Here is a 23,202-nt window from a genome sequence, read left to right as displayed (position 1 = left end):
CTGCTGTTTCGGTTCGGACTTGGGCGCAGTCTTCTCCGCAGGCTTTGCCTCTTGCTTGGACTGCGGTTTCGGTTCGGACTTGGGCGCAGTCTTTTCCGCAGGCTTGTTTTCCTGCTTGGACTGCGGCTTCTGCTCGGACTTGGGCGCAGTATTTTCCGCAGGCTTGTTTTCCTGCTTGGACTGCGGCTTCTGTTCGGACTTGGGGACAGTCTTTTCCGCAGGCTTGCTTTCCTGCTTAGGCTGCGGCTTCGGTTCGGACTTGGGCGCAGTTTTCTCCACAGGCTTCTCCTCGGCGGTCAGATCCTCCATAAGCGGCTGTAAACTCGGCAGTTCCGCCTTTTCCGGTGCCGCCTTAAGTCTGACAACTCTTGCCTTTATCCCTTTACGCTTCTTCAGGACAGTTTTTCCCGAAACTGTTTTATTATCTTGCTTAGCAGATCTCTCCGCTTTTGCACAGATAGGACAGCTGCTGTATATATCAGCATCATAGTAATGTCCGTTTCTGCATTTGAAATCTTCCATTTCTTGATCACCCCGGGTGGATACGATACGTTAAAAGTGCAAATTATGCTAATATAATTGTATCACATCTTTAGTAAAAAATCAACAAATCGCAGGAGCATTTTTGGCATTTTGTATAAAACGTCAATTGAATCGCCGTCCTGCAAGCCGAAAACCTTTATTTTCCGAACGTGGAATTTTCACAATTTGTTCATTTTGCACAACACAAAAAAATGCAGCCGCTTTTCGTGGCTGCATCAATGATACGGATATGAGTCCGACTTATTCTTTTGTCTGCTCCATCAGCATGACGGAAAACTTCATCAGCTGCTCCATGCTGAGCTGTTCTATCCTTGCGGCTTCGGGAAGTCCCAGTTCGGAGAGTACGCTGTAAACCGCCGATTTACCGATACCCATGAGGGACGCTATCGAGTTCGCCATAGTCTTGCGGCGCTGTGAGAAGCCTGCCTTGACTACGCGGAAAAAGAACTTCTCCTGTTCTTCCGTAAGCTCACTTTTCTTGTTCAGGTCAATGCGGATAACTGCCGAATCAACATTCGGTGAAGGCATGAAGCTGCCCCTTGATACGCCGAAAAGCTGCTTTACGGTACCGTAATAGTTGACTCCGACGGTTATTGCTCCCGATTCTCTCGTACCAACAGCCGCACATAGACGCTGTGCCGCTTCCTTCTGCACCATTACCGTTATGGAGTCGATAGGAAGTCTGCTCTCCAGCAGAAGCATTATCACGGGAGAAGTGATGTAGTAGGGCAGATTCGCACATACCGCACAGCGGAGTCCCGCAAATTCCTTCTCTATGATGCCACGAAGGTCCGCTTTCATGACATCCTCGTTGTATATCTTAACGTTGTCGAAGTCCGCAAGAGTCTCATCCAGTATGGGAAGCAGTCTCGTGTCTATCTCAACCGCAGCTACCCTGTCCGCACGGAGAGCGAGTTCCTTTGTCAGAACTCCTATTCCCGTACCTATCTCCAGCACTCCGTAGCCCTTTTTAGCATTGCCGTTTTCCGCTATTTTAGGGCAGATATCGGGATTGATTATGAAATTCTGACCAAGTCCCTTTGAAAAATTGAAACCGTGTCTTCCGAGTATGTCCCTGACCGTGCCAATGTTTGTAAGCTCCATTATACGCTCTCCTTGACGCCGTGACGCTGTTTATCGGCAAATTCTTTCTGTTTTGCGTCGTTAAGCTTTTCCATTGTGTTGACCAGATAGTCCGCTGAACGGTAGGCGTGCTGAAAATCAGCGTCCTTGAAATAGAATTTCAGGTCAACGAATTCACCGTCGATAGTGATATCGAGTCCGCAGATCTGTCTTCCGACGTATTTTTTTCTTCCGTAGTCGATATACTCATCGATCTCCCGTGTGCTCATTTCTCCGCCGATAACGTTGATTTTCATAAGATCACTCCTTTACTTCGCAAATGCTGTGTGCAAGCTTTGCCTTTGCTATCACATTTTCATTACCTTCTGATATATGTATGAGCTGCGAACCGTTTGAGCAGATGATGCTGCCGTCATCAAGCAAAGCGTAATCCAGTACGCCCTTTTTAATAACAGTTTCTTTACCGTCCGCATCCACTTTCACAAGAACTCTGCTCCGTGAGATAATACCGGGATTCTTGTCACCTGCCGCAGCGTTCTCCTTTTCATTTTTCTCCGCTTCGATGAGTCTGCCCTCGAAATAGATGTCTCTCTCTGAGCGCTGCTTCGACTTTATGTCACCGTTCTGCGGATTGCCGCCTCTCAGGGAGCTTCCGCCAAAGAGTACGCTGAAGGCGTTGAGGAATCCCAGTATAGCTTTCAGCAGTCTGAATGGGAAAAGCAGTATATCCTTCCAGAGGGGTTCTTTTTCGGGGCCCTGCTGCTTGTAGGGCTGTCTTATATAGTAGAAGCTGCCGCTGCTGTCGTTCTTCGGCTTTAAAAGGTCCGATTTTTCATCGCTGTACAGCTCGTCCATCTCACCTGCATCGAGGTCTATGGAGAGGATGCTTCTCGGAGCTTCGGCTGCCACCATTCCAACGGAGTCCCTTGCGTATCCTGCGCTTGAACAGAATATCCTGCCGTCCGTCGCGGACCAGAAAGGATCACTCTCGCAGGTATCGCCGTCGATTATCTCCCTGAAGCTGCCGTCCTTTTCAAGCACCGCAAGGTGTCCGTCGGCAATAGCGGCTATCCTGCCGTCCTTGATATCTATTTCGCCGATACTCATATCCATGCTTGCGAAGATGTGATCCTCGGGAGCTTTGTCCGATGTTACGTTCTTTCCGTAGATACCGCCCATTCCGCCGAGGTCCGCCGAATAGATGATGCCCGTATCGTTCTTTGCTATGCCGTTTATCCTTACGAGCACCGCATCATCGGAGGGTGTCGGTCTGTAGGCGCCCGTGAACTTCGCACCTGTACCGCTGTGTTTCCACTCGTTCCTGTGGTTTATCTGGATCATGTTCTCTCTGTACTGCGAAGCCTTTTCACTGTTAAGCTCCTTTATTTTGCCGTCGCTGCAAAGGAAGAGCTTGTTGTCCGAAATATAAACTATCTTCATAGCTTTCTCCTTAATTTGTTCTTACTTTATGATCATGCCTTTCTGTCTGCTATTTGTCCGCAGACTGCCTCGGCGCACTTCATGCCGTCAACAGCTGCGGAAACTATGCCCCCTGCATAGCCTGCGCCCTCTCCACAGGGGAAAAGTCCCTTAAGGGAACAGGATTGCAGGTCCTCGCCGCGGTTTATCCTTACGGGAGAGCTGCTTCGGCTCTCGATGCCTGTCAGGAGGGCTTCCCTGTCATCGAATCCCTTTGTTTTCCTGCCCATTTCCGTGATGCCGAGCCTCAGTGACTCGCACACGAAATCAGGGAGATATTCCTGGGGAAGTGCTTTCTTTATCTTCGGTCTGTAGGAGGGCGATACCCTGCCCTTTGCGTCGGAGAGCCTGCCGTCCATGAACTCGCCCACTGTCGAACAAGGTGCGCTGTAGTCGCTTCCCCCTGCGATGAACGCCTTTTCTTCAAGCTCTCTCTGGAAGTACATTCCTGCAAGGGGATGCTCACTTCCGTAGTCCGATGTATCTATGTTCACCAGCAGTGCGCTGTTGGAATTCTCCGCATCACGGGCAAAACAGCTCATGCCGTTAACTGCGAGCCTGCCCTCCTCAGAGGAAGCCGCTACCACCTCGCCTCCGGGACACATGCAGAAGGTGTAAAGCGTCCTGCCGTTGGGAAGGTGTGCAACGAATTTATAGTCAGCGGCTTTCAGTGCAGGATGTCCGGAAAACCTGCCGTACATCGCCTTGTCTATGTCGGTTCGCAGATGCTCTATGCGAACTCCCACCGCAAAATTCTTCTGGGTAAGAGTCTCGCCCTTTTCATAGAGAAGCTGAAAAACGTCCCTTGCACTGTGTCCCGTTGCAAGTATCACGCTGTCCGTTTCAACGGTGTGAACTCCCGATCCGTCCTCGTAGAGCACCGAAACCAGTCCGCCGTCCTTTGTTTCATATCCGCAGAATCTCGACCTGAAACGTACTTCTCCGCCAAGCTCCTCCACCTTCAAGCGGAGGTTCCTTACTGTCTCACGGAGCCTGTCCGTACCGATGTGTGGCTTTGCCTGCCACAGTATCTCGTCGGGAGCGCCGAATTCCACAAGCTTTTCAAATATCCACCTTATGCGCCTGTCCTTTACGCCCGTAGTGAGCTTACCGTCCGAGAAGGTACCTGCGCCGCCCTCGCCGAACTGCACATTGCACTCGGTATCGAGCCTGCCGCCCGACCGGAACTCCTCAACTGCCTTTACACGGCTGTCCACGTCGCCGCCACGTTCAAGGACCAGAGGCGAAGCGCCTGCCATAGACAGCACCAGTGCCGCAAACATGCCCGCAGGTCCGAATCCCACGATAACGGGACGTTTGCTGCCGCTGAAATCAGGTACGCTGTATTCGTACTTCTCTACCCTGACGGCGTTTTTGTTGGTGCGGAGTATCTTCTCCTCGCCCTTTGCGGAAATATCCACGGAAATGATGAAATGCACATCGTTTTTCTTTCTTGCGTCCACGGAACGCTTTGAGAGCCGTGCAGTTTTAAGCTGTCCCGCAGGTATGCCAAGCTTTCGGGTGCAGAAGTCTTTAAGTCCCGAAAAATCGAAATCCAGAGGTACTCTGATGTTGTTTATCCTTATCATTTCCTGCCGCCTTTCAGTGACTCGGCACAGTTCATGCCTGCCCATATGCCCGAGGACCACGCCCACTGAAGATTGTATCCGCCGCAGTCGCCTGCAACGTCCAGTATCTCGCCGCAGAGGTAGAGTCCCCTGTAAGCCGTGGAGCAGAGTTTATCGTCCACACAGCTTCGGTGTATGCCTCCGCAGGTCACCTGTGCATTCTGCCATGCAGCGCATCCCGTTATGGGGAAGACAAGTCCCTTAATTGCCGAAGCAAGCTGTTTTATCTCCTTGCCGCCGATGTTCTCCGCCTTTTCATCGGGAGAACGTCCCAGCACGTTCTTTATGAGGTATACCGCAAGATTCTTCACGAATATACCTGTAAGTATCTCATACGCAGGAAGCTCTTTGCGGTTTCTTCGTGCAGTGAAGAGGATGTCCGCAATTTCCGCCTCGGAAAGATCGGGAAGCAGGTCAGCCGAAAGCTCCAGTTTCCCCTCGTATTCCTGAAACAGGTAAGCGAGGTTGAAAACGCATATACCCGATATGGTGTTCTCGTTGAACTGTATCTCGCCCTGTTCCGTGCGGAGAGTCCTGCCCTCTGAAACTGCCGATATACTGCCTTTTATGCGGACTCCCTTAAGTCCTTTCAGTCTGTCCGCACCGACTTTCAGAGGTCCCACCGCAGGGCATATCTTCGCTGTACGCAGTCCCATGTCCTTGAGTATGCGGAGGAATGAACCGTCCGTACCGAAAGAGGGACCTGCATATCCGCCTGCTGCTGCGATGACTCTCGATGCAGTCACCCTGCCTGTTGAGGTTTCAAGCTGAAATCCGTTCTTAACGGGAGAAAGTCCCGTCACCATGCAGCCGCAGACCTCCTCTATGCCGAGCTCAGCCGCCTTGATACGCAGGGCGTTCAGTACAGTTGCGGAGCTGTTGCTTCTCGGGTAAACGCCGCCTGTACGTCCCTCGCTGCCAACCGAAAGCATAACTCCAAGCTTATCCGTGAAGAAGCTTTTACAGTCGGGAGTCTTTCCCAGTATCTCCATAACATCGAATGAACCGTGATAGTTTGCGGCAGTTATATCCACATTGCTGAGGTTGCATTTTCCGTTGCCCGAGGCTATTATCTTTCTGCCTGTTTTATCGAGTCTCTCGTATATAGTCACCGACGCAGAGGGAGCCTTCTCCTTTGCGGCTATAGCTGCGGCATAGCCCGATGCTCCGCCGCCTATGACTGCTATATCTGTATACATCTTGTCTCTCCTTAGGGGATATCTCTCATTTATCTATTATGTGAACGTCAAGCTGATTGTAGGGTATCTTTATGCCGTTTTCGTCGAATGTCCTCTTGACGCCTTCGATGAGGTCGTATCTTGCGCTGAAATAGTCATCGTTGTTCACCCACACAAGGACGTCGATGCTGACCGAGCTTTCCTTGTGGTCGCTCATGCGTACTATGGGCGAAGGGGAAACGAGTATCTTTTTATTGGCGGTCAACAGCTCGTTGATAACACGGCATGCCTTGTCGAAGTCCGCAGAATATGCGATATTGAAGGTCAGGTCGATACGTCTTGTGGGACTCTCGGTATAGTTGATTATCTTTCCCTCCGAGACCTTGCCGTTAGGGATGAATACCGCCTTGTTATCGAATGTCACTATCTTGGTATAGAGTATGCTTATCTTTTCGACCTTGCCCACGGTTCCGTCCAGTTCAACCGTATCTCCCGATGAAAATGGCTTGGAAAAGAGGATTATGAAGCCTCCGCAGAGATTGGCAAGGCAGTTCTGGAGCGCAAGGCTGACTGCAAGTCCTGCTGCGCCGAGTATCGTTATGACCGAGGACATGGGCACTTTAAGCACAGACAGCGCCATGATAAGCACTACTGCATACAGTACTATCCTTACGACCGAAGCAAGGAAACCTGCTGCCGCATTATCCAGTTTTGAGCGCTTAAGGGTACGTGCGAACATCCTTGAAACAAGCTTTGAAACAAACACGCCGACCACGAAAACAACAAGTGCAAGAAGCAGCAGCGGAAGCGCATCGCGCAGGTAATCCCCTGCATCGCTGAAGAAATCCGCAGCCTTTCCTACCTGTTCCTGTATAGCTCCTGTATCGGTAGCATCCAAATCAATCAGCTCCTAATTTTTCAGAATTTGCGTTCCCCGAACATAGTTCGGGACAATGACCGCCTGATGTCGGTTATTGAGTACACATTAATTATATCAAATATATATCATTTAGTCAACCTTAACAGCGATTTTTCCGCAGAATGAGTTGATTTTTCTTATATTCCACCCTTTTCAATCCGTAATATGTAATTGCAGTATCTGATGTATTTAATTGTAGGGACGACCATTGGGCGTCCGCATCGTATAATGCAAATACTGATGATAACGGACGGCGGATCGCCGTCCCTACGATCGTTTTTTTCGTTGGTTGATGTAGGGGCGAGTTCCGCTCGCCCATTGGAATACGTACAATTAACCGTCCCCTGATACCATGTAGGGACCGCCTTTGGCGGTCCGTTATTGGTAACCGAATTATTGGATTATGCGGGCTGCCAAAGGCAGCCCCTACGATCGTTTCGTCATAATTATACAGTTATTTGAGGGCGCTCGGAAAGCGCCCCTACTGCTTTCTGATTTCTGCGCACTGATTTCTGATTTCTGAGTTCTGAAAAGCTTTTTTCTTGACAATTTATGACGAATAGTGTAAAATGTATTTGTATAAGTGCGTTCAGATCGTTCTGCGCACCCATAAACTATGTAAAAACGGAGGAGTATTATGGATCAGAATCAGAAAAGACCTCGCGCAAGAGAAAAAGACGTAACTACAGGCGGAAGCGGTGTTCATAAAAGAGAAGAAGGACTCGGCACAGGCAAAGTCGGTTCACATGATTATTCGGGCAGGCGTCCCTCAGGCGGAGGCGGCGCAAAACGTGCTGCTGCAGGCGGCGGAGGCGGTCTGCTTCTGATAATACTTGCAGTTATCTTCCTTCCGAAACTCCTTGGAGGAAGCGGCGGAGGCGGTATCGACCTCGGCGGTCTTACAGGCGGAAGCGGTTCTTCGGGCGGACTCGGTCTCGGAGATATCGCAGGTACACTTCTCGGCGATGTGGGTTCCGTCCCCGAGGGCTTCTCATTCAGCAATGAGGACACTGTCTCAGGCGGAAATATCGCTGCATCAGAATCCACAGTCGATAACAATGTTGCAGCAGGTTCACGCGCAAAGAGAACCGTCATCAAGGGCAACAATGAGGATACTGTTACTATAATGGTATATATGTGCGGTACCGACCTTGAATCAAAGTACGGCATGGCTTCATCGGATATGCAGGAAATGGCTCAGGCAAAGTACGGCGACAACGTTAACATAATCGTATTCACAGGCGGATGCAGCCAGTGGAAAACAAGCGGCATCAGCAACAGGGAAAATCAGATCTATCAGGTAACTCAGGGCGGACTCCGTCAGCTTTCCTCAAACGCAGGAAACAAGCCTATGACGGATCCTTCAAACCTTGCTTCGTTCATCCAGTACTGCGCTCAGAACTTCCCCGCAAACAGAAACGAACTCATCCTCTGGGATCACGGCGGCGGATCAGTCAGCGGCTACGGCTACGACGAGAAGAACAAGTCGGCAGGTTCTATGGACCTTGCAGGCATCAGCAAGGCACTTAAGAGCGGCGGAGTTAAGTTCGATTTCATCGGCTTCGATGCCTGCCTTATGGCTACTGCCGAAACTGCCCTCATGCTCGACGATTATGCGGACTATATGATCGCATCTGAAGAGACTGAACCCGGCGTCGGCTGGTACTACACAAACTGGCTCACCAAGCTCGGCAGCAACACTTCCATGCCTACAACAGAGATCGGCAAGAACATCGTTGACGACTTCGTTACTACCTGTGCAACAAAGTGCAGAGGTCAGAAGACAACTCTTTCCGTTATCGACCTTGCTGAATTCGCAAATACAGTTCCTTCAAAGCTCAACGCTTTCGCAAACAGCGTGAGCCAGCAGATAGCTTCAAACAACTATCAGACCATTTCCGACGCAAGATACGGCGCAAGAGAGTTCGCTCAGAGCTCACGCATCGATCAGGTCGATCTCGTAAATCTTGCCGAAAATACAAATACAGAGGCAGGCTTCCAGCTTTCATCCGCTATCAAGAGCGCTGTAAAGTACAACCGCACCTCATCAAACATGACCAACGCTTACGGCGTTTCGATCTATTTCCCATATCAGCGTACTTCCTACGTTGATACCGCATGCAGCACCTACGATCAGATAGGTATGGATTCGGCTTACTCAAAGTGCATCAGACAGTTCGCAAAGCTTGAAACAAGCGGACAGATCTCCGCAGGCGGTACAGGTTCGCCCCTGGGCTCACTCCTCGATCTGGGAAGTGCTTTCGGCGGTTCATCGGCTGCTTCGGGCGGAAGCGCTGATATGATAGGTTCACTCCTCGGTGCATTCCTCGGCGGCGGCACTTCGGGACGTTCTATCGCAGGCCTTGACAGCTCCAACACAGACTTCATGTCCGACAGCGCTATTTCAAACGACGATGCTGCAGACTACATCTCAATGAACTACTTCGATCCTACAAACCTCGTTTGGAACGAAGAGAACGGCGAGTACAAGATGTCCCTCCCCGAGGAACAGTGGGGACTCGTTCATACCCTCGACCTCAACATGTTCTACGATGACGGCGCAGGCTATGTGGACCTCGGACTCGATAACGTATACACCTTCGATGACGACGGAAACCTCATTGCAGATACCGCAAAGAACTGGATCTCCATTAACGGTCAGCCCGTGGCTTACTACCACACAGATACAATGGAGAACGGCGACGACTATACTATCTCGGGCTACGTTCCCGCACTCCTTAACGGAGAGAGAGTAAACCTCATCCTCGTATTCGATCAGGACAACCCCAAGGGCTATATCGCAGGCGCTACAACCGACTATATCGGCGGCGAGACAGATACCGTTGCAAAGAGCATGACAGAGCTCGAAAACGGCGATAAGCTGGACTTCATCTGCGATTACTACACCTACGACGGCGAGTATCAGGACAGCTACATCCTCGGCGATACACTTACTGTTTCCGACAATATGCGCATCAGCAATACGGACGTCGGCGACGGCAATATCAAGATAATGTACTGCTTCACAGATATCTACAATCAGGAGTACTGGACAGAGGCTATAGTTAAATAAGAAAAATATATCATATTGCTGAGAAATAGCCCTCTCTCATACGTCTCTTTAATGAAAGCAGAAATGCTTTGCTGAAAAGTAACTACACAGGAGGGATCACTATGAATAAAAAGCTGTTAAGTTTTATCACCTCAGCAGTAATCACTGCATCAGCGCTTCCCTTTACAGTCAGTGCGGCAGAAAACACCGCTCCGAAGCTCACTAAAGAGGAATTCCTTGACTTAGTCATTTCAGAGGACAGCGACTTCTCGGACGGCGGATATATTTACAGCGACGTCCTGAAATTCGACGCTGTCGATAATCAGTACGGCGGCTATGACCTGATAGTTTACGGCATTGATCCGAAGAATGTATATTACGGAGCCTATCACGGCAATGAAAAACACGAGAACTGGAAGGATTACACAGTTGCAATGCCTGCGATGTTCTTCTGCGGAGTAGGCTATTATGTAATTGCTGATAAAGAAAAATCCGCAGCCTACACAGAAGGCTTCGATGTTTATTACTTCATGAACAATACTATCCCGGGCGTCATGCCGACCAACAAGACTATCGTGGACGCTTCTGCCAATCAGCACCTTGATATCGCTAAGTACATCTACCCTGTCATCACCTCGGGCGATATCGATAACGACGGCATGATAACAGCTTCCGACGCTACCCTCGTGCTTCAGGCTTACTCCTACGCTTCAACAGGCGCAAATATGAACCTGAACACCACACTGTTCGATTACAACAAGGACGGTTCGATAAATGCGTCTGATGCAACGGATATTCTCGAAGAATATGCCGCTCGTTCCACCAGATGACACTTCTATCCATAAAACCACGGGGACAGCAAGTCTGTCCCCATTATATTTTCCCGAAGGGTACTGAAATACTGTACCCTGTTATGCTTACAAAACATTTCATAACAAAAATATTCCGCATCGTGTTATAAATCATTGTTTCCCTGCGAGTGTAGTGTATAGAAAGCCAAATACACTCCGCAGTCATTTACAGGAGGTACCATATATGACAGACAGCGAGCTTCAGAATCTGCTGAAAAGCTCGCCGCAGGCTGGCCATAGAGCTGTTATCGAAGAATATACGGGTTATGTCTACGCCATAGTTTACAATAAACTCAGAAGCTGCGGTACGAATGAGGATGTGGATGAGTGCGTCAGCGACGTTTTCGCTTCATTCCTTATGAAATACAAGCCCGACAGCGGTTATGAAGGTGACCTGAGAGGATATATCGGTACTATCGCAAAACGTACCGCCATAAGCCGCTACCGAAGCCTTTCAACGAAATTCGGAAGGTCGGTCTCGATAGAGGAGGAATCCGTCGGTGAACTCAGAGACACCGCCGATATCGAAGAATCCGCAGAAAAAGCTGATACGCAGCGAATACTGATAGATGCAGTCGAAAATCTCGGCGAACCCGATTCTACCATAATTTTGCAGAGTTTCTTCTATAACAGGACCGCTAAGCAGATAGCGGAAATGGTCTCTATGACCACAGCGGCAGTTCTTATGCGAAAAGGCCGCGCCCTGAAACGCCTTAAAGATATATTGTCGCGTTCAGGCATTACCCTATAGAAAGGAGGAGGTTTTCTATGAAGGATAAGTTCGATATCCTCGAAAATGCGGAGAACGACGTTCTCGAACGTCTTGCTTCGTCACATCCAAAGCCCGACAAAGCCTATATAGACAAAATTTTCGCTATGACAGAACAGAAGCTTTCCGAGAACGAGACCTCCTCTGATGAGTTCTCTCCGAACTCGGTAATAGGCGTTGAGCATTACAGGCGCAGCATCGGTGTTCGTTCCGCAGTTGCAGCTGCTTTTGCAGGTCTGCTTCTTATCGGCGGCGCTATCGGTGCATTCAGACTAATGAAAAACGTAAAAGTCGTTGAACCTGATCCCGTTATCCCACCAAACATAGTTACAGCAGTCGTTACTACTGCTACAGATATATCAAATGAAACCAATACAACTTCAAAAACAGATACAAAAAACACAAGAACTGCTGCGGTAACTGTCAAGGCAGATACCGAAACCACAGCCGTTACGGTCAATGCAACTGCGGTCAATACAAATGCCGCTTCGGCAAATGCACAGCAGCCTGTCGCTACAAATGCGGGAGGACGTCAGATAGTTCGTGTATCTCCGCCAACTACTACAAGAGTTACCACTACCGCCGTTACAACGTCCGCCGAACCTGTTCCCGCACCTACAGCCGCAGCCACCGAACCTGCCGCAAATACCACGGAACGTCCGCACGTTGAAATGAACAGCAATGACATAGGACTTCTGCTGAATAACTACCTGAAATACGACAATATTATAAACAAGGTCAATGTTTCAAAGAGTCCAACCGATATAATCGAGTTCAGGTCGTTCAATTACCACCGTCCCGACGGCACTACCTACGTTCCCGACCACGACGGCAATACGGTATTCAGATACGCTCTCGTTACCGACAGCGCTTTCAGCGATCCCGATGACTTCACCGAGTATATCACCAATATCGCGGCAGACCAGAACAGTATCATCGATAACCTTTCCGCCCGTATGCCTGCACCTGTCTTCACGAACTATACTCCCGACTATGAAGGTCCCAGCGGAAACGTAAGGATACCCGAACTTGATGAATACTTCGCAGAAACGGAAAAAACCAACGTAAATATAACATTCCCGCTTTTCCTTGAATATAACGGAAAACTCTATGCAACTCTCGACATGAGCTCCAATGACGATTTCATCTGCTCAGGCTTCGATACAGCAAATATGACTACAGAGGTCAGAGAGGACGATCCGGACACTATCTACGTAAGCTGTCCATACGCAAACGCAGATCCTAACCTCTGGTACTGCAATGATTTCATGTTCTACTGCGAACTAAAACACGATACCGAAAATGACGTATGGTACGTAAAGAACGTCAAGCACTCATACCGTGAATGGTACGATTTTGCTGACGAAGAAAACTGACATAAGATCACCGTAACTCACTGTGATTTTGTGGTATACGGGTGTGTTCCTTTCAGGCATCCGTATCAAATAGATATATGTTATGATTTTGTAATCATTTGTTATTGATTACAGAGGATACATATGCTATAATATTACTGAGAGGGTTGGTACCAATGAGACTGCACACTCATTTCAAGTACCTGATTGGGTTTGTATCCTTCGGGATGAATCAGTGAACAGCCGGTGTAATGCCGGCTGTTCGTCATTTTTTACCAATAATAATTGTCATGCTCAGTGTTATAATACTATTGCTCCACCGTAATCGATAAAAACGGCAGAGCATTTTCGGCATCAAATACTATTTCAAAGGAGATAAACATTATGAGCAGCAATAACAACGGAAGCAACAACGGAGAAATGACTCAGAAGGGCAGAGACGCTCTCGAGAGATTCAAGATGGAGTCAGCAAGTGAGCTCGGCATCAATCTTAAGAACGGCTACAACGGCGACCTTACTTCACGTGAGGCAGGTTCGATCGGCGGACAGATGGTCAAGAAGATGATCGATTCCTACAAGATGCAGTAATAAACAGGGGCGGATGCAACATCCGCCCTTAACTCTTGGTGTAATGTGGGACTCTGTCCCACAATGCACAAAGCGCTCCGCAAGAGAGGACGTTCCCTTAAAAGCAAAAGGGCGGATAAATTACCCGTCCTTTAAGTGTCAAAAACTGATTTAAAATATGAATTCAGCGGGCGACCAATGGTCGTCCCTACACCAGCAAATGATAACAGCCAAATTGTAGGGATGCCCATTGGGCATCCTCATTCATTTTTATGGTTCAATTATTTTTATACAGCTCTTTCAGTGTTCTCGTCAAACAGTTTTTTCACAAGTGGTATAAGCATACCGCCGCAGGCATTTCCAATTGCAACAATAAGTATGTACAGCGCTCCCTCCACCGACGCATCTGCCGCAAACATATAGAAACAGTCCGCAACGGAATGATTGAATCCGCAGAATATAAACAGCATTACAGGTATTACCGTACCGAACACGTATGACATGTCACTCTTGCATTTCTTGCACCTTTTTCCGTTATCAACCGCAAGATACATAAGAAGTCCGCAGAACACGCCCATTACAAGCTGACTCAGGACGCTGTCCCCCATTTTGACTTCCATACAAGCCGACGCATTCTCGTGTACCTTTGCACCTATCCTCGTAAGTCTCACAAGAAGCGCCGCTCCCCCTGTACCGATAACGTTGCCGAGTAAGGTGATAGCCACTTCTCTGAGGTATTTCGGCTTGTTTTCGGGGATATACCCGACCTTTCCCGTATAGAGCGCAAATCCGCACTGTATTATGGTGAACAGTCCGAAGCTGAACATGAATCCGCCGATATACTTGTTATCCACCATGAGATAGACGATACCGCCTACACCGATCATGAGTCCCGAAAGTACTGCTTTTGCCAATATGCTTATGAATGATTCCGATCTCATTTAAAATGCTCCTTTACTGACAGTCAAAAAGACTGTTAATATTATAACATTATGTGAAAAAAATGTCAATATCTCTTTTGAATCATTTTTTATCAGCAAAAAAATGTAATAAACACCCGTTTTTTTTGAAAAAACTATTGAATCGATATTATTTTTATGTTATTATATTATATGTAACAGCTCCGACATAAAGAAACAAAAATATCGGGTAAGTCTCTGCAGCAGTGCATGAACGTTCTGTCAGACTCCGCCCGGAAAAATGCTGTTGCTGAATATGATTTAAGGGATGAATATTAATGGAACTTGGTCTCAGAAGAAAATTAGCTGCTTTTCTTTGCGTTTCGATGTCCGCATCGTTCGTGTCATGCGGAGATATCGTGGAAAAAGCCTCCGACAGTCCGACAAGCTCTGCTGTAACCTCGGAAGCTGTCAGTGAAGTGTCGGAAGACGCCGAAGCTTCGGCTCAGACGACTGCTCCCGCTGTAACTACCTCCGCAGTTTCAACAACTACAGTTGCCGACGTTAAAAAAGGCATACTGTACGATGCAGACGGCGATGTACTGGTCAGCGGTGACGTAAATGAGGAAAACGAGGAGATACGTGTCCTCAACCCCGATTACAAGATACCTATGGCTAACCTCGTAAGCGAGATGTCGGAAGGACTTGACATGACTTTTGAGAAAAAGCTCCGTACTCCCAACCCTTCGCCCGTAAGCGGTGACGAAAAAGTGGGACAGTCCATACAGCTCACTCTTGACGCCGATAAGCAGAACGCCGTTTATCAGTACATGGCTGACATGAACATAGTCGGTGCGGCAGTGGTAATGCGTTCGGACGGTTCGATCATGGCTGAGGTCTCATACCCTTCCTACAATCCCGATGACTACTACAAGGTGAAGCACAACGAGGACCTTGCATGGGGAACCTACGGCAACAAGGCTTTCCAGAACGCCGAACCGGGTTCGGTATTCAAGATAATGTCCGAAGTCATCTCGGATAAGCACGGCATCTATTCGCTCTACGACGACGGCACATGGTACTACGACGGCACCTCTATCGTCAACTGGGATCACGATACGAATTTCTCCTACCCCATCCCCGACAGGTCCCTTTATTCGGCATTCATAAACTCCAGCAACATCTACTTCGCAAAGGCTTTCGACCAGATCGGTGCAGAAGCGGTTCTCGCCGACCTTAACGATATATTCCACTTCGGAACCGATATCGACTGCGATTTCGGCAACCTCCACAACAACGTTGAGATCTACTGTCAGGACGACCTGAGAAGAACTGCCTTCGGACAGTCCTACGTCCTCACCTCTCCCATGTACCTTGCGGCGCTTACCCGTGAGGCAGTGTTCGGAGACATGGTACGTCCCTTTGTACTGAAGAACGTTGTGGATACAAACGATTTCGGTACGGTCATTGAAGAAGGAAGCAAGCCGAACGAGGTCATAGCCTCTATCCCGACGAATTGCAGAGAGGGACTTCTCAACTGCATGAGCGGCGTTGGTGCAAATATCGGCATCTACGCACCCGAAGGCTACAATTTCTACGCCAAGACAGGTACCGCAGAGACATGGATGGGCGATTTCCTTTACATAACAGGCTGCATGAAGAACGTCAACGATAACGGAACGGCAGTCTACGGCGACTACTCCGATTATGCGGGACAGGGTTCCTACATAGTGGTCATACAGATAAGAAACGGCGGCGATCACGGCTTCGAGTTCGCAAGTGAGTCCGCACAGGTGTATCAGGGCATAGTCAACGCAGTAATGAACTGATCTCACCGCAATTTTTGGTAAATAAAACAGGGCATAATTTGTTTTATGCCCTGTTTTTTATATAGTCTGGTTTTAAAAATGTCAGCAGAGAAATTTTTCATTTATTGCGAAACGGTTACAAAAGAAAAATGACCGATCGTTTTTTACATCTTCTCCGAGAGCTTGTACAGCTTCTTGAATTCGCTCGGAGTGCAGTTTTTAGCCTTCCGGAAGGCTCTGTTGAAGGTCGTGAGGCTGGCAAATCCCGAACGCATGGCAACTTCCGTTATGGATAATTCGGGATCCACGAGAAGTCTTTCCGCCGCCTTAATGCGCTTGTTGTTGATGTACTGTATATAGGACATGTTGTTGTATTCCTTGAAAATACGGGAGAAATGATACTTGCTGTAGCCTGCGATAGATGCCAGTTTTTCGAGGGAGATCTCCTCTGTGTAGTTCTGGTTGATGTACTTCATGACATAGCTGAATTTCCTGCTGTCGTCGGTGCTTATGGAGTTCATTGCGGCTTCGTTCACCTGACGTATCTGGAACTCCCTTACCGCCGTAAGCATACGGATAAGATTGATATAAATCTTCACATCCGCCATAGGTTCGCGGGAATAATACTCGGTATAGATGTCGAGGATGCCCTTTCTTGCGATAACATAGAGGTCCTTGTCGAGTTCGGGAGTTATATGTATAGCAGAGGCAAAAACAGGGGTTATGGCTTCAAGGGTAGAGACCTCGCTAAGTACCGAATTATCGCACTGAAAGATGATCCTTCGTCCCTCTCTTGCAGGCATCTGATGGAGTTCGCCCGGAGGGATTATTATGATCTCCTTTTCATTTAAATTGTATTCAACTCCGCCCGAAGTTACGGAGAAGCCGTTGTGGAGCGGTATGATTATCTCAACCGCATTATGCCAGTGTACAGGGTATTCCTCGTAGTCATCATTATCATATAGCATGACAAAACGCTTGTTTTCGTACTCGACAGTCTCGTACATGCCTGACAGATTTTTAATCATGGTTAGCCTCCTTGACCAAATATTGTTATCAAAACAACGGAAAACGGCGTTCTGTTTCGATCCCATTGTCACTATTATACATCAAAACAACAATATTTGTAAAGAGTGTTTGATTATTTTGTGCAAAGATAGCAATAGTTGACCAGATAGGCGCAATATTTGATTAGTACAAAATGACAGAAAGTACTATAATATGTTTAGAGCATATGAAAAGGTGATTGTTATGGCTATAAAATGCTATCAGACAAATTACAAAAATTTTGGTAATTGTGTCTGCATTGAAAACGGTACTATCAAACTGATCGCTACTATAGATGTAGGTCCGAGGATCGTCTTCTTCGGCTTCATCGACGGGGATAACGTTCTCTTTGAAGATACCGAAAGAAATTTTTACGAGATCAATAAGGGCTACGGAGTCTGGTACGCTTACGGCGGCCACAGGATATGGTGTGCTCCCGAAAAAATGCCCGAGACTTATTTCCCCGACAACTCAGCCGTTAATGTCGAGTTCAGGGACGGTGTCCTCACACTTACCCCCGAAAAGACAGCCTTCGGCAAGCAGTTCAGTCTTGTCTGCACTATGGACGAGTCAAACGCAGTCCGTATCGAAAACAGGATAACAAATTGCTCGGGAAAGACCGTAAAGTTCGCCCCCTGGTCCGTAACTGGACTCGCAGCAGGAGGTACGGAGATCATCCCGCTTTGCAGTGACGATAACGGATTCCTTCCGAACAGGACAATGTCCCTCTGGAGCTATTCCGATATCAACGACAAGCGCTTCACGCTGTCGGATAAATACGCTCTCCTGAAACATGATTCCGATGCAACCACTCCTTTTAAAGTAGGATTCAATGTAACAGGAAAGCAGGTCGTTTACGTTGTAGGCGATCAGATATTCAAAAAAACGTTCGCAGACTACAAGAACGCGGATTATCCCGATTTTTGTTGTAATTTTGAAACTTACACCAACAAGCTGTTTCTCGAATGTGAGCTTCTCGGTGAAATGAAGAATTATCACAACGGAGAAACTGCCGTGATTTCCGAGCTTTGGGAAATAACTCCTGCTGAACATGATCATGATATGATCGTAAATCAATATATCAAAGCTATGCAAAGCTAAAGGAGGATCAGGCTTGGATAAATACAAAGATAAATCACTCTCACCTCTCGAAAGAGCAGAGGATATCACACAGCGCCTTACGGTGGAGGAAGCTGCAAGTCAGCTCAAATACGACGCTCCGAAGGTAGAAAAGCTCGGCATTCCCGAGTACAACTGGTGGAGCGAAGGTCTTCACGGTGTCGCAAGAGCCGGAACTGCTACAATGTTCCCGCAGTCCATCGGTATGGCTGCAATGTTCGATGAGGACGCTGTTTTCCGCGCAGGCGAGATAACTTCCACAGAAGCAAGAGCAAAGTACAACGAGTACTCCGCTCACGGCGACAGGGATATATATAAAGGTCTGACTCTCTGGTCACCTAACATCAATATATTCCGCGATCCGCGCTGGGGAAGAGGTCAGGAAACATTCGGCGAAGATCCTTTCCTTACAGCACGTCTCGGTGTTGCTTATACAAAAGGTCTTCAGGGCGACGGTGAGGTCCTCAGAACTGCTGCATGTGCAAAGCACTTCGCAGTTCACAGCGGTCCCGAAGCTACACGCCACGAGTTCGACGCTGTTGCCGGTGCAAAGGATATGGAAGAAACTTACCTCCCAGCCTTCGAGGCACTTGTCAAGGAAGCTAAGGTAGAAAGCGTCATGGGTGCTTACAACCGTGTGAACGGTGAGCCCGCATGTGCAAGCTCCTTCCTTATGAAAAAGCTTGAAGAATGGGGTTTCGACGGCCACTTCGTCTCAGACTGCTGGGCTATCAGAGATTTCCATACAAGTCATCATGTTACAAAGACCGCTCCCGAATCAGCTGCTATGGCACTGAAGGCAGGATGCGACCTTAACTGCGGTAACACTTACCTCCACCTCCTCATAGCTTATAATGAGGGACTCATCACAGAGGAAGAGATACGCAGATCATGCACAAAACTCATGCGTACAAGAGTTAGACTCGGAATGTTCGACGAGTCCACAGAGTTCGACAAGCTGGATTACAGCATCGTTTCCTGTGAAGAGCACAAGGCTCATGCATTAAAGTGCTCGGAGAACTCAATGGTACTCCTTAAAAATAAGGGTATCCTCCCTCTTGACGCTTCAAAACTGAAAACTATCGGCGTTATCGGTCCCAATGCGGACAGCCGTCCTGCACTTGAGGGCAACTATAACGGTACTGCCGACAGATATATAACATTCCTTGAAGGAATACAGGATGCTTTCAGCGGAAGAGTTCTCTACTCTCTCGGAAGCCACCTCTATAAAGACAGGGCAATGGGACTCGCAATGGCTGACGACCGCCTTGCAGAAGCCAAGATAATCGCAGAACACTCCGATGTCGTTGTATTGTGCGTCGGACTTGATGCCACTATCGAAGGCGAAGAAGGCGATACAGGAAACGAGTTCTCCTCAGGCGACAAGAACGACCTGAGACTTCCCGAAGCACAGCGCAAGCTTGTAAAGGCAGTAATGGAAACAGGCACCCCTGTTATAATAGTAACTGCCGCAGGAAGTGCTCTCAACGTCGAAGCAGACTGCGATGCTCTCATCCAGGCTTGGTATCCCGGACAGATGGGCGGTAAAGCCCTCGCAAACATACTCTTCGGCAAGGTCTCTCCTTCAGGAAAGCTTCCCGTTACCTTCTACGAGAACGCCGATCTCCTTCCCGATTTCAGCGACTACAGCATGAAGGGACGTACCTACAGATACTGTAAAGGCAATGTACTTTATCCTTTCGGTTTCGGTCTTACTTATTCCACTGTTGAATGCTCGGACCTGAGCTTCGCAGACGGTAAGGCAAAGGTTACTGTTACAAATACAGGCAATTACGATACCGATGAAGTAGTACAGTTCTACATAAAAGGCACAGGTGCAAACTTTGTACCGAACCACAATCTCTGCGGATTCAAGCGAGTTTCCCTTAAAAAGGGTGAGTCCGTGACCGTTGAAGCCGACATCTGCGAAAGAGCTTTCCAGTCAGTCGACGAAAACGGAAACAGAATAGTTGAAGGCAATGAATTCACTCTCTTTGCAGGTGTTTCACAGCCCGACGAATTAAGTGAAAAACTGTCTGGCAGCAAATGCCTCTCAGTCAAAATAAATATCTAACGGAGGATGTTAAATGGAATTTTTCAGCAATATCGGAAAAATAAAGTATGAAGGCAAGGACAGCACAAACCCTCTTGCATTCAAGTACTATAATCCCGATGAAGTCATTGCAGGAAAGCCAATGCGCGAGCAGCTGAAGTTCGCTCTTTCCTGGTGGCACACAATGGGCGGCGACGGTACTGATATGTTCGGTGTCGGAACTGCTGACAAGACATGGGGTCAGGCTGATCCCGCTGCAAGAGCTAAGGCTAAGGTCGATGCAGCTAAGGAGATCATGGATAAGCTTTCCATCGATTACTACTGCTTCCACGACCGTGACCTCTCTCCTGAGTACGGCAGCTTAAAGGACACTAATGCACAGCTTGATATCGTTACAGACTATATGAAGTCTGCTATGGGCGACAAGAAGTGCCTCTGGGGTACAGCTAAGTGCTTCGATCACCCTCGTTTCATGCACGGTGCAGGTACTTCTCCTTCAGCTGATGTTTTCGCATTCAGCGCTGCTCAGATCAAGAAGGCTCTCGAGTCTACTGTAAAGCTCGGCGGTACAGGTTATGTATTCTGGGGCGGCCGTGAGGGTTATGAGACTCTCCTCAACACAGATATGGGCATCGAGCTCGACAATATGGCTCGTCTCATGAAGATGGCTGTTGAGTACGGACGTTCGATCGGCTTCACAGGCGATTTCTACATTGAGCCTAAGCCAAAGGAGCCTACAAAGCACCAGTACGATTTCGATACAGCTACTGTTCTCGGATTCCTGAGAAAGTACGGTCTTGACAAGGATTTCAAGATGAATATCGAAGCTAACCACGCAACTCTCGCTCAGCACACATTCCAGCACGAACTCGCTACAGCAAGAGTTAACGGCGTATTCGGTTCTATCGATGCTAACCAGGGCGATCCGCTCCTCGGATGGGATACAGACCAGTTCCCAACAAACGTCTATGATACAACAATGTGCATGTACGAGGTCATCAAGGCTGGCGGCTTCACAAACGGCGGTCTCAACTTCGATGCCAAGGCTCGCAGAGGCTCATTCACTCCCGAGGACATCTTCTACAGCTATATCGCCGGTATGGATGCATTCGCTCTCGGTTACAGAGCAGCTCTCAAGCTCGTTGAGGACGGCAGGATCGATAAGTTCATCGCTGACCGCTACTCATCATGGACAACAGGTATCGGTAAGGATATCATCGACGGCAAGGTCAATATGGCAGACCTCGAAAAGTATGCTCTTGAAAAGGGCGAGGTCACAGCTTCTCTTACAAGCGGCCGTCAGGAAATGCTGGAGTCTATCGTTAATAACGTTCTCTTCAGTCTCTAATTCACGTTCCAAATAACATTGGTATAAAAAAATTATATTGGAGGTTATTAAAATGAAAAAGGTATTATCATCAATCGCAGCACTCGCTATGATCGCTTCTTTCGCATCATGCGGAGCACAGGGCTCATCCAGCGAGACACCCGCTTCTTCAAACGGCGATGCTTCATCAGCATCTTCTGAGGCAAGCAACGGCGGCAGCGGCAACGGCTCAACAACTCTGAACTTCTGGTCATTCACAGACGAAGTTCCGGGCATGGTTGACAAGTTCATGGAGCTCAATCCTGACTTCAAGGATCAGTACAAGGTTGAAGCTACTGTAATCAACACAGATAGTGGTTATCAGGAATCACTCGACCAGGCTCTCGCAGCTGGCGGCAAGGACGCTCCTGACCTTTACTGTGCTGAGGCTGCTTTCGTTCTTAAGTATACAAAGGGCGATGCAGCAAGCTATGCAGCTCCTTACAAGGATCTCGGAATCGACGTTGACAAGGAGATCGCTGACGCAGAGATCGCTAACTATGCAGTTGAGATCGGTTCAAATGAGAGCGGCGACGTAGTTGGTCTTGGTTACCAGGCTACAGGTGGATGCTTCATCTATCGCCGTTCGATCGCTAAGGACGCTTTCGGTACAGACGATCCGGCTGAGATCTCAAAGGTTATCGGCGGCGGCACACAGAGCTAGGATAAGTTCTTCGAGGCAGCTGAGACTCTTAAGGGTAAGGGCTACGGCATCGTTTCAGGCGACGGCGATATCTGGCACGCTGTTGAGAACAGCTCCGATCAGGGCTGGGTTGTAGACGGCAAGCTCACAATCGATCCTAAGCGTGAAGCATTCCTCGATCTCTCTAAGCAGCTCAAGGATAACGGCTATCACAACGATACTCAGGACTGGACAGACGCTTGGTATGCTGATATGGCTGGTACAGGCGATAAGGGCATCTTCGGATTCTTTGGTCCTGCATGGCTCATCAACTACGTAATGGCTGGCAACTCAGGCGGAACTAAGCCGGGCGAAGGCACATACGGTGACTGGGCAGTTTGCGATCCGCCTGTAGGCTTCTTCTGGGGCGGTACATGGCTCCTCGCTAACAAGAACGGCGCTAACAAGGATGCTGTCGGCAAGTTCATCGACTGGGTAACTCTCGATGCTTCAGATACAGGTCTTCAGTACATGTGGGCTAACGGCACACTCAACGGCGAGGGCGGTACTAAGGACGCTGTTGCTTCAGCAGCTGTAATGGCTAAGTCTGACGGTACTCTCGACTTCCTCGGCGGACAGAATATGTTCGATTACTTCGTTCCTGCTAACGATTATGCAAACGGTAAGAACCTCACACAGTACGATCAGACTATCAACGATCAGTGGCGTGACCAGGTTCGTCAGTATACAGCAGGCAACAAGTCTCGTGAAGACGCTATCAAGGACTTCAAGTCAGCTATCACTGACAACCTTGATGTAACAGCAGATTAATAACCATTCCAATATAATGTGCGGCGGCAGAGG

At 48.4% G+C, this 23,202-nt stretch carries 19 protein-coding genes and 1 pseudogene; 11 read left to right on the top strand and 9 right to left on the bottom strand.

Annotation, left to right across the window (positions count from 1 at the left end):
• From BT127_RS16895 to BT127_RS12740, 7 genes and pseudogenes are all read right to left on the bottom strand, one after another.
• A pseudogene (locus BT127_RS16895) lies at window positions 1-522 on the bottom strand (hypothetical protein); the annotation flags it as partial.
• Between the two features lie 261 nt (window positions 523-783).
• Window positions 784-1,647 carry a 16S rRNA (adenine(1518)-N(6)/adenine(1519)-N(6))-dimethyltransferase RsmA gene (gene rsmA / locus BT127_RS12765; RefSeq protein WP_075425368.1) on the bottom strand — a complete coding sequence of 288 codons (864 nt, stop codon included), beginning with the start codon at window positions 1,645-1,647 and terminating at the stop codon, window positions 784-786.
• Entirely contained in the window at window positions 1,647-1,922 is a 276-nt protein-coding gene (locus BT127_RS12760; protein WP_075425367.1) for a hypothetical protein, read from the bottom strand. Before BT127_RS12760 ends, rsmA begins: the two co-directional genes overlap by 1 nt.
• A 4-nt stretch (window positions 1,923-1,926) precedes the next feature.
• A complete protein-coding gene (locus BT127_RS12755) occupies window positions 1,927-3,066 on the bottom strand; it encodes a hypothetical protein (protein WP_075425366.1) in 1,140 nt (379 codons plus the stop codon).
• Between the two features lie 32 nt (window positions 3,067-3,098).
• A complete protein-coding gene (locus tag BT127_RS12750) occupies window positions 3,099-4,694 on the bottom strand; it encodes an NAD(P)/FAD-dependent oxidoreductase (protein WP_075425365.1) in 1,596 nt (531 codons plus the stop codon).
• Window positions 4,691-5,932, bottom strand: a complete 1,242-nt coding sequence (locus tag BT127_RS12745) for an aminoacetone oxidase family FAD-binding enzyme (protein ID WP_075425364.1) — start codon at window positions 5,930-5,932, stop codon at window positions 4,691-4,693. The genes BT127_RS12750 and BT127_RS12745 overlap by 4 nt, the downstream gene beginning before the upstream one ends.
• A gap of 25 nt (window positions 5,933-5,957) precedes the next feature.
• Window positions 5,958-6,809 carry a mechanosensitive ion channel family protein gene (locus BT127_RS12740; RefSeq protein ID WP_318257251.1) on the bottom strand — a complete coding sequence of 284 codons (852 nt, stop codon included), beginning with the start codon at window positions 6,807-6,809 and terminating at the stop codon, window positions 5,958-5,960.
• A gap of 658 nt (window positions 6,810-7,467) precedes the next feature.
• Between BT127_RS12740 and BT127_RS12735 the strand changes: the two genes are divergently transcribed.
• The 5 genes from BT127_RS12735 (at window position 7,468) to BT127_RS12715 (ending at window position 13,445) form a co-directional block, all read left to right on the top strand.
• Window positions 7,468-9,903 (top strand): clostripain-related cysteine peptidase, encoded by a 2,436-nt coding sequence (locus BT127_RS12735; protein ID WP_075425363.1) that lies wholly within the window; start codon window positions 7,468-7,470, stop codon window positions 9,901-9,903.
• Window positions 9,904-10,004: 101 nt separating this feature from the next.
• Window positions 10,005-10,712 carry a dockerin type I domain-containing protein gene (locus tag BT127_RS12730; RefSeq protein ID WP_075425362.1) on the top strand — a complete coding sequence of 236 codons (708 nt, stop codon included), beginning with the start codon at window positions 10,005-10,007 and terminating at the stop codon, window positions 10,710-10,712.
• A gap of 205 nt (window positions 10,713-10,917) precedes the next feature.
• Window positions 10,918-11,484: an RNA polymerase sigma factor gene (locus BT127_RS12725; RefSeq protein ID WP_075425361.1), complete on the top strand. Its 567-nt coding sequence runs from the start codon at window positions 10,918-10,920 to the stop codon at window positions 11,482-11,484.
• Between the two features lie 17 nt (window positions 11,485-11,501).
• A complete protein-coding gene (locus BT127_RS12720; RefSeq protein ID WP_075425360.1) occupies window positions 11,502-12,878 on the top strand; it encodes a hypothetical protein in 1,377 nt (458 codons plus the stop codon).
• A gap of 363 nt (window positions 12,879-13,241) precedes the next feature.
• Window positions 13,242-13,445: an alpha/beta-type small acid-soluble spore protein gene (locus tag BT127_RS12715; RefSeq protein ID WP_075425359.1), complete on the top strand. Its 204-nt coding sequence runs from the start codon at window positions 13,242-13,244 to the stop codon at window positions 13,443-13,445.
• Window positions 13,446-13,711: 266 nt separating this feature from the next.
• On the opposite strand, the gene BT127_RS12710 is transcribed toward BT127_RS12715, so the two are convergent.
• Window positions 13,712-14,365 (bottom strand): formate/nitrite transporter family protein, encoded by a 654-nt coding sequence (locus tag BT127_RS12710; RefSeq protein ID WP_075425358.1) that lies wholly within the window; start codon window positions 14,363-14,365, stop codon window positions 13,712-13,714.
• 296 nt (window positions 14,366-14,661) lie between these two features.
• Between BT127_RS12710 and BT127_RS12705 the strand changes: the two genes are divergently transcribed.
• Complete coding sequence (locus BT127_RS12705) at window positions 14,662-16,152, top strand: penicillin-binding transpeptidase domain-containing protein (RefSeq protein ID WP_075425357.1); 1,491 nt, start codon at window positions 14,662-14,664, stop codon at window positions 16,150-16,152.
• Window positions 16,153-16,295: 143 nt separating this feature from the next.
• On the opposite strand, the gene BT127_RS12700 is transcribed toward BT127_RS12705, so the two are convergent.
• Window positions 16,296-17,159, bottom strand: coding sequence for an AraC family transcriptional regulator (locus tag BT127_RS12700; protein ID WP_075425356.1), 864 nt, complete (start codon window positions 17,157-17,159; stop codon window positions 16,296-16,298).
• A gap of 223 nt (window positions 17,160-17,382) precedes the next feature.
• Here BT127_RS12700 and BT127_RS12695 point away from each other — a divergent pair, with 223 nt between their 5' ends.
• The 5 genes from BT127_RS12695 to BT127_RS17260 are packed head-to-tail and all read left to right on the top strand — an operon-like array spanning window position 17,383 to window position 23,169.
• Window positions 17,383-18,279: a hypothetical protein gene (locus BT127_RS12695; protein WP_075425355.1), complete on the top strand. Its 897-nt coding sequence runs from the start codon at window positions 17,383-17,385 to the stop codon at window positions 18,277-18,279.
• 13 nt (window positions 18,280-18,292) lie between these two features.
• A complete protein-coding gene (locus tag BT127_RS12690; protein ID WP_075425354.1) occupies window positions 18,293-20,371 on the top strand; it encodes a glycoside hydrolase family 3 C-terminal domain-containing protein in 2,079 nt (692 codons plus the stop codon).
• A 13-nt stretch (window positions 20,372-20,384) separates the two neighbouring features.
• On the top strand, window positions 20,385-21,698 hold the full coding sequence (gene xylA, locus BT127_RS12685; RefSeq protein ID WP_075425353.1) for a xylose isomerase: 1,314 nt from the start codon (window positions 20,385-20,387) through the stop codon (window positions 21,696-21,698).
• A 52-nt stretch (window positions 21,699-21,750) separates the two neighbouring features.
• Window positions 21,751-22,380, top strand: coding sequence for a hypothetical protein (locus BT127_RS17270; RefSeq protein WP_318257250.1), 630 nt, complete (start codon window positions 21,751-21,753; stop codon window positions 22,378-22,380).
• Window positions 22,381-22,428: 48 nt separating this feature from the next.
• On the top strand, window positions 22,429-23,169 hold the full coding sequence (locus BT127_RS17260) for an extracellular solute-binding protein (protein ID WP_350339285.1): 741 nt from the start codon (window positions 22,429-22,431) through the stop codon (window positions 23,167-23,169).
• Window positions 23,170-23,202 lie beyond the last annotated feature (33 nt).

Origin of the sequence: Ruminococcus sp. XPD3002, assembly GCA_900119535.1 — a bacterium.
Classification (GTDB): domain Bacteria; phylum Bacillota; class Clostridia; order Oscillospirales; family Ruminococcaceae; genus Ruminococcus; species Ruminococcus flavefaciens_H.
The sequence above is the reverse complement of the archived record's forward strand: the minus strand, read 5'-3'. Positions and strand labels throughout refer to the sequence as shown.

Bases quoted from the DNA above. Each gene is read 5' to 3' on its own strand.
- rsmA (WP_075425368.1), bottom strand. From the start codon at position 1,647: ATGGAGCTTACAAACATTGGCACGGTCAGGGACATACTCGGAAGACAC.
- BT127_RS12760 (WP_075425367.1), bottom strand. From the start codon at position 1,922: ATGAAAATCAACGTTATCGGCGGAGAAATGAGCACACGGGAGATCGAT.
- BT127_RS12755 (WP_075425366.1), bottom strand. From the start codon at position 3,066: ATGAAGATAGTTTATATTTCGGACAACAAGCTCTTCCTTTGCAGCGAC.
- BT127_RS12750 (WP_075425365.1), bottom strand. From the start codon at position 4,694: ATGATAAGGATAAACAACATCAGAGTACCTCTGGATTTCGATTTTTCG.
- BT127_RS12745 (WP_075425364.1), bottom strand. From the start codon at position 5,932: ATGTATACAGATATAGCAGTCATAGGCGGCGGAGCATCGGGCTATGCC.
- BT127_RS12735 (WP_075425363.1), top strand. From the start codon at position 7,468: ATGGATCAGAATCAGAAAAGACCTCGCGCAAGAGAAAAAGACGTAACT.
- BT127_RS12730 (WP_075425362.1), top strand. From the start codon at position 10,005: ATGAATAAAAAGCTGTTAAGTTTTATCACCTCAGCAGTAATCACTGCA.
- BT127_RS12725 (WP_075425361.1), top strand. From the start codon at position 10,918: ATGACAGACAGCGAGCTTCAGAATCTGCTGAAAAGCTCGCCGCAGGCT.
- BT127_RS12720 (WP_075425360.1), top strand. From the start codon at position 11,502: ATGAAGGATAAGTTCGATATCCTCGAAAATGCGGAGAACGACGTTCTC.
- BT127_RS12715 (WP_075425359.1), top strand. From the start codon at position 13,242: ATGAGCAGCAATAACAACGGAAGCAACAACGGAGAAATGACTCAGAAG.
- BT127_RS12710 (WP_075425358.1), bottom strand. From the start codon at position 14,365: ATGAGATCGGAATCATTCATAAGCATATTGGCAAAAGCAGTACTTTCG.
- BT127_RS12705 (WP_075425357.1), top strand. From the start codon at position 14,662: ATGGAACTTGGTCTCAGAAGAAAATTAGCTGCTTTTCTTTGCGTTTCG.
- BT127_RS12700 (WP_075425356.1), bottom strand. From the start codon at position 17,159: ATGATTAAAAATCTGTCAGGCATGTACGAGACTGTCGAGTACGAAAAC.
- BT127_RS12695 (WP_075425355.1), top strand. From the start codon at position 17,383: ATGGCTATAAAATGCTATCAGACAAATTACAAAAATTTTGGTAATTGT.
- xylA (WP_075425353.1), top strand. From the start codon at position 20,385: ATGGAATTTTTCAGCAATATCGGAAAAATAAAGTATGAAGGCAAGGAC.
- BT127_RS17270 (WP_318257250.1), top strand. From the start codon at position 21,751: ATGAAAAAGGTATTATCATCAATCGCAGCACTCGCTATGATCGCTTCT.